The organism is Hyphomonas sp. (assembly GCF_040882205.1).
In the GTDB taxonomy this organism is placed as follows: Bacteria; Pseudomonadota; Alphaproteobacteria; order Caulobacterales; family Hyphomonadaceae; genus Hyphomonas.
The window spans coordinates 1-4124 of record NZ_JBBEBT010000170.1 but is presented as its reverse complement, the minus strand read 5'-3'; the positions used below and the strand labels follow the sequence as shown (position 1 = coordinate 4124).

4 protein-coding genes and 1 pseudogene are annotated in these 4124 nt (G+C 63.6%); 2 read left to right on the top strand and 3 right to left on the bottom strand.

Annotation, left to right across the window (positions count from 1 at the left end; all coding sequences use genetic code 11):
• The first annotated feature begins 167 nt into the window (after positions 1–167).
• A complete protein-coding gene (locus tag WEA77_RS06965) occupies positions 168–1364 on the top strand; it encodes a serine hydrolase domain-containing protein (RefSeq protein ID WP_368067147.1) in 1197 nt (398 codons plus the stop codon).
• A gap of 94 nt (positions 1365–1458) precedes the next feature.
• Here WEA77_RS06965 and WEA77_RS06960 read toward each other — a convergent pair whose 3' ends face one another.
• The 3 genes from WEA77_RS06960 to WEA77_RS06950 all read right to left on the bottom strand — a co-directional run bounded on the left by WEA77_RS06960 (position 1459) and on the right by WEA77_RS06950 (position 3862).
• Positions 1459–2001, bottom strand: coding sequence for a pseudouridine synthase (locus tag WEA77_RS06960; protein ID WP_368067148.1), 543 nt, complete (start codon positions 1999–2001; stop codon positions 1459–1461).
• Entirely contained in the window at positions 1998–2843 is an 846-nt protein-coding gene (kdsA, locus tag WEA77_RS06955) for a 3-deoxy-8-phosphooctulonate synthase (protein ID WP_368067146.1), read from the bottom strand. Before kdsA ends, WEA77_RS06960 begins: the two co-directional genes overlap by 4 nt.
• A 461-nt stretch (positions 2844–3304) precedes the next feature.
• Entirely contained in the window at positions 3305–3862 is a 558-nt protein-coding gene (locus WEA77_RS06950) for an RcnB family protein (RefSeq protein ID WP_368067145.1), read from the bottom strand.
• A gap of 140 nt (positions 3863–4002) precedes the next feature.
• On the opposite strand from WEA77_RS06950, the pseudogene WEA77_RS06945 reads away from it, so the two are divergent.
• Positions 4003–4124: pseudogene (locus WEA77_RS06945) on the top strand (aminoacyl-tRNA hydrolase); the annotation flags it as partial.

The window sequence follows — 4124 nt, the reverse complement described above, 5'->3', positions numbered from 1 at the left end:
GAAGGGCCGTCCCGCCGGGGCGGCCCTTTTGCTTTGGGGCCATCACGGGTGAGGAAGGACCCGCCGCGAATCTGTGGGCGGTAAGCGTCTTTGTTAGCTGACGCATGGTCAGTCCTCGCCAACGCGCGCCAATCGGCTAACGTCCCTGAAAACATCTGGAGGAAACCATGGCAGTCAGCGGCAAGTGCGATCCGAAGTTCGCGAAGGTGAAGGAAGAGTTCGAGCGCAGCTTCTCCGAGCGCGGCGAAGTGGGTGCCAGCGTCTGCCTTTCAGTTGGCGGCCAGTCGGCGGTAGACCTTTGGGGCGGCATGGCAAACCCCGAGACAGGTGATCCGTGGCAGGAGGATACGGTGTCCATCGTGTTCTCGTGCACGAAGGCGGCCGTGGCGCTCTGCGCGCACATCCTGATCGACCGCGGCCAGCTGAACCCGGCGGCGCTGGTGAAGGACTACTGGCCCGAGTTTGCGCAGAAGGGCAAAGAGAAAACCACCGTCCAGATGATGCTGAACCATGAGAGCGCGCTGCCGACCCTGCGCGATCCGGTGCCGCCGGGCGGCTTCGCGGACTGGAACTATATGACGAAACGCATGGCCGACGAGGAAGCCTTCTGGGAAGTCGGCGTGCGCAATGGATATCATATGATCAATTTCGGCTGGACGGTGGGAGAACTCGTACGCCGCGTCTCCGGCAAGTCGCTCGGTACCTTCTTCCGCGAGGAAGTGGCAGAGAAGACGGGCGCCCGTTTCTGGATTGGCCTGCCGGAGAGCGAGAAGGTGCACATTGCGCCGATCCGCCAATATGTTCCGAAGCCGGACGATCAGCCGTCAGAGTTTATCATCAAACTGATGACCGAGCCGGACTCGATACAGCATAAATCCTTCCTCAATACCGGCGGCTGGGATTTCAACGACCGCAAGGGCCAGGCCGCCGAGATCGGCGGCGGCGGCGGACTGTCGAACGCCCGCGGGCAGGTGGCGTGGTACACGGAGCTTGCGACCAACTCCGGCAAGCTTGTCTCGGCGGACACGCTGGCGGCAATGTCGATGGTCTCGACTGCGACGCAGCGGGACGCAACGCTGCTGATCCCAACGCGGTTTGCCTCGGGCTTCATGAAGTCAATGGACAACCGCAGGGGCGGTTATGGCCCCGGCACTAGCGCGGTCATCGGCGAGAAGGCGTTCGGCCATGTCGGCGCTGGCGGCTCCATCGGCTTTGCCGATCCCGAATGCGGCCTCGCCTTCAGCTATACCATGAACCAGATGGGCAACGGCCTGCTGCTCAACGAACGCTGCCAGAGCCTGATCGATGCGGCCTACACGGCGCTCGGCTATCGCACGAACGCGCCGGGCGCCTGGGTGCTTTAGGCCGGTGCACCTCGCTGCGCGCGCTGCATCCTGCGGAGGCACCTTGCAGGCTGGAGTGAGCAAAGCGAAGCCCACCCATCAATGCCCCGCCGTTTCAACCCTTCGCGAAGCGGATTTCGCCCGGGGCAAGCCCGTCGAGGGTCCACTCGCCGACCTGGGCGCGGATAAGGCGCAGCGTCGGGTGTCCGGCGCCGGCCGTCATCCGGCGCACCTGGCGATTGCGGCCTTCGGTGATCGTCAGTTCGATCCAGCTGTCAGGGACCGACTTGCGCACGCGGATTGGCGGATCGCGGGGCCAGAGGTTTTCCGGCTCCGCAATGGCGCGGACCTTGGCCGGGCGGGTCAGCCCGTCCTTGAGTTCCACGCCGGCAGAGAGCGCATTCAGCGCCGCTTCGTCCGGAATGCCTTCCACCTGCGCCCAATAGGTTTTCGCGAGGCTGTGCTTCGGATCGCTGATGCGCGCCTGAAGCGGCCCGCTGTCGGTCAGGACGACCAGACCCTCGGAGTCATAGTCGAGCCGTCCTGCCGGATAGACGTTCGGCACCGGCACAAATTCCTTCAGTGTGCGCTTGCCGCTGCCTTCATCCGTGAACTGGGAAAGCACGTTGAAGGGCTTGTTGAGGAGAATGATCTTCAGTTGACGGCCTCGTGCAGGGTCTTGAGGGTCGAGAGCAGGTTCTCGGCGGCTGACAGGGCAAGGCAGCTCGGCGCATCGCACAGGGCCTTGTCCGGATCGGTGTGGAATTCCAGGAAGACGCCGTCTGCGCCTGCGGCAATAGCGGATTTGGCGATGATCGCAACGCCGTCGCGGCGCCCGCCGGTGGAGGCACCGCCGGTGCGCGGGTCGGCGCCCGGCAGCTGCACGGCATGGGTCGCGTCAATGGTAACCGGCACGCCGAGTTTTTTCATTTCCGGGATCGCCAGCATGTCGACGATCAGATTGTTGTAGCCGAAGCTGACGCCGCGCTCGCAGAGGATGACGCCAACCTGCGGGGCAACTTCGCCGATCTTGGAGAGGATGTTCCTGGCGTCCCACGGCGCCATGAACTGCGCCTTCTTGGCCTGGATCAGTGCGCCGTGCTTTGCGGCGGCTTCGGCGACAGCAATCACGAGATCTGTCTGACGCACGAGGAAGGCGGGAAGCTGCAGGATGTCAGCGACTTCGGCGACAGGCTCGGCCTGCGCCGGTTCGTGCAGGTCGGCGACGATCGGCACGCCGAGCTTCGCCTTGACGCTGGCGAGGATCTTCAGGCCGTCCATGCCGGGGCCACGATAGGACTTGATCGAGGAGCGATTCGCTTTGTCGAAGCTCGCCTTGAACACGTAAGGCAGGCCAAGGCTGGCGCAGATCCGCTTCAGCTCCGTGCCGACTTCGAGGGCGAGGCCTTCGTCTTCCAGTACGTTGAGGCCGGCGAGCACGGCGAGGGGCTTGCCGCGGCCGATGCTCCAGCCGGAGGCCTTATGGGTGACGACGCTCATGGACGGCTCCTTCTTGCTGGCGCTGCCTTAGCGAAAAAAACGCCCCGGTGCAAAAGGCTCCCGAGCACCGGGCCCGAATCAAAGAAGCCGCCCCGATCAAGGAGCGGCTTCCGTGAGCCCATGGGGCAGTCAGGTCCGGGAGCGTTGCAGCGGCCCTTCGAATCTCTAGGCGCTGGTCAGAGGCTGCTCCAGCCAGACACCACAGGACACCGACCCAACGACCTCACCTGGTTTCTCACTCGACATGGATCACCTCCTTTCACGCGTGCTGTATGCACGGCCTTTGCGCCAGACCATCCGGCGCATTTCCGACGTAAGCATGATTTGCGCCAATGTGAAGTAAACATCTTGGTGATCGCTGCACGGATTATGGTGAATGCCCAAAAAAACACCCGGGCGACCTTTGCGGGGCAGCCCGGGCGCAAGTGAGCCTCAAAAGGGGTACAAAGAGGCCTTGTGTGTCAGTCTGCGGCGATGGCGCCGATCACGAGGCCGAGGATGGCGCCGGTCGCGACCGAGGCGAGGATGGCGTCCCCGCGGTCATTGTCGCGAACCCAGTGATAGCCATAGGGCGGCTCGTAGAGGCCGTAATTGTGGTAGTCGTTGATATAGACCGTGCGGCGGGGGCCATAGCTGTAATAGTGGCCGGTATCGTAGCGCGGCCGGTAGCCCGAATAATAATACGGGCCATAGGAGTTGCCGTAGGTCACGGTCACCGAGCTGCGCGGGTAGTAGTTGTAGGCGGGACGGTATACGATCACCGGCGTGTGGCGACGATAGTCGTGCCGGTCATAGCGGCCGTGGTCGCGCCAGTAATCGCGCCGGTAATCGCGCCGGTCGTCACGCCGATCATCCCGGCGATGTTCGCGCCGGTCATCGCCGCGGCGTTCCCAGCCGCCACGGTCTGCGCCGCGCCCCCGGTCACCGCGGTCGCGGTCAGCCTGGGCAACGGGGGCAATGATGAGACTGGCGGCCGTCGCCATGGCCACCAAACGGGTGAGGGTTTTCATCAGGGACATCGCAGTACGAGCCTTTTTTTGCACAGGGTTGACCGGTTGGGCACACCTGTACTGGACGAAGCGCGCAAACACCGGTTTCTGGAGCGACTATCTGCCTCCCCGTCTGAACTTTGGCTGAACAGGTCCTTCAGGTTTCTCCGATGAGCGAATTTGGCGATCTGCGTATTTCTGACAGCATCACCCTCCCGGCATGGGAAATCAGCGAGGCTTTCGTGCGCGCCTCCGGGCCCGGCGGGCAGAACGTCAACAAGGTGGCGACGGC

Coding starts and splice junctions, on each gene's coding strand:
- WEA77_RS06965 (WP_368067147.1), top strand. CDS start 168: ATGGCAGTCAGCGGCAAGTGCGATCCGAAGTTCGCGAAGGTGAAGGAA.
- kdsA (WP_368067146.1), bottom strand. CDS start 2,843: ATGAGCGTCGTCACCCATAAGGCCTCCGGCTGGAGCATCGGCCGCGGC.
- WEA77_RS06950 (WP_368067145.1), bottom strand. CDS start 3,862: ATGTCCCTGATGAAAACCCTCACCCGTTTGGTGGCCATGGCGACGGCC.